Below are 1582 nucleotides of genomic sequence, written 5' to 3' on the forward strand. Positions count from 1 at the left end.
CACCTTCTTTTTTGCCTGCTCCTTTGCCTTCATCTTCACCTCCATCTGGGTTGGAAGTAGATGCTGGTATTTTATCTTTTTCTCCATCGGCTGGAGAAGATAGAGTAAGGTTGACTACGTTTGGTGCTGATTCTGCATTTTGTGATTTGGGGGATGAATCACTTCCGCCTCCTTCTTCACCTTCGATTTCACCCGCGTCTTCATCTTCATATTTATCTTCATCTCCATCTGAATCAGAATGGGATGCTGATGTTTCCTCTTTATCTCCAGGGTCACCTGCATTGACTGGAGAAGTTGGATTAGTTACAGAAGGTATTGTTTCTGCACCGGGAGCTTTGGTAGGTGAATCAACTCTTTCGTCTTTATCTGAGCGGATAGTAATGCCTATTACTGCCCCTTCTTCTATTTCTACTGCAGCTATTGTAAAAGCTCCCACACCAGTTAGCAGTAATTATTTTCGCGGACCTAAGAAAGCATTTATTGCTCGTGAATCATTTATGGGGACTTTTGTGGTGCCTACGAGTAGTGGTGTAGCTTCTGGATCTTCCTCTTCTGAGCCTGTGGATGTTAGTAATGTTTCTTTAGTAGCTGCTGCTACCTGTGCTGCTGCTGGTGAGGATGATATGGGAGTAAGATTGTCAGTATTGATGAACCAGGGGCTGTCACCTTCACCATCACCCGCCGCTGAATCAAGTGTATCTATGATAGGTGTTAGAGGAGGGGTATGTTCTTCACATCTGGGCAGTGCTCAGAGAGTAAGTGGTCGTAAAAGGAAAAGGAGTAGTTAATTGTTAGAACTGATCTTACTTCTTACTATTAGTGTTACATAATTTTATGCGTTTTTTGTGCATGGATGGTGTGTTTTTATACTATGTTCGGTGATGTGGGTTTTGTTTATTCATATGGTATATGATTAAGTGGAAGCTGTTTTATGGAGCTATCAGGTAATGATGTGTCTCACGCTGATTATGCGGTAGCCGGGAATATTTGTGGAATTAGAAAAATACATTTCGTGTGTGAATTTTTTTATTTTATACGTAATTTATGCTGGTCTAACGAAGGAATCATTCATGACGTAATTGTGTATCAGTATATACATTGAATGTCTATGTTGCACGTGATACATGATTTTTCAAGGTTTGTACGACCTTTGTATAAACTACAAAGGTACTGTACTACTCGTAGCATCGATCGATACTTGTATTTTTTTATTTAATTGATGGAATGTGCGCAACAACATTCTTACCAGCAAAAATCAACAAATATTTTATGTTAAAAGCAGCAAAATAAATTAAATTAACAACGGAATAATATATATGGCAGTTAACCAACAACCAACACCATACGAATAAGACAAGTAGGCATACTATGAATTACGTAAAACAACCATTGTATACAAGATCAGCTCTCGTACGAATGTTCTAAAACACTATCTGCAGTGTACTTAAAATGCAAATTCCATCAATTAAATAAAAAAATACAAGTATCGATCGATGCTACGAGTAGTACAGTACCTTTGTAGTTTATACAAAGGTCGTACAAACCTTGAAAAATCATGTATCACGTGCAACATAGACATTCA

1 protein-coding gene is annotated in these 1582 nt (G+C 38.3%); it reads left to right on the plus strand.

Features of this window, described 5'->3' with window-relative positions; all coding sequences use genetic code 11:
- On the plus strand, positions 1–788 hold a 788-nt coding region (locus tag A6733_RS09080; RefSeq protein WP_176696793.1), incomplete at its 5' end, for a hypothetical protein.
- Between the last annotated feature and the right edge of the window lie 794 nt (positions 789–1582).

The sequence above is a fragment of the Candidatus Ichthyocystis sparus genome, assembly GCF_900078745.1.
GTDB classification, from domain to species: domain Bacteria; phylum Pseudomonadota; class Gammaproteobacteria; order Burkholderiales; family 2013Ark19i; genus Ichthyocystis; species Ichthyocystis sparus.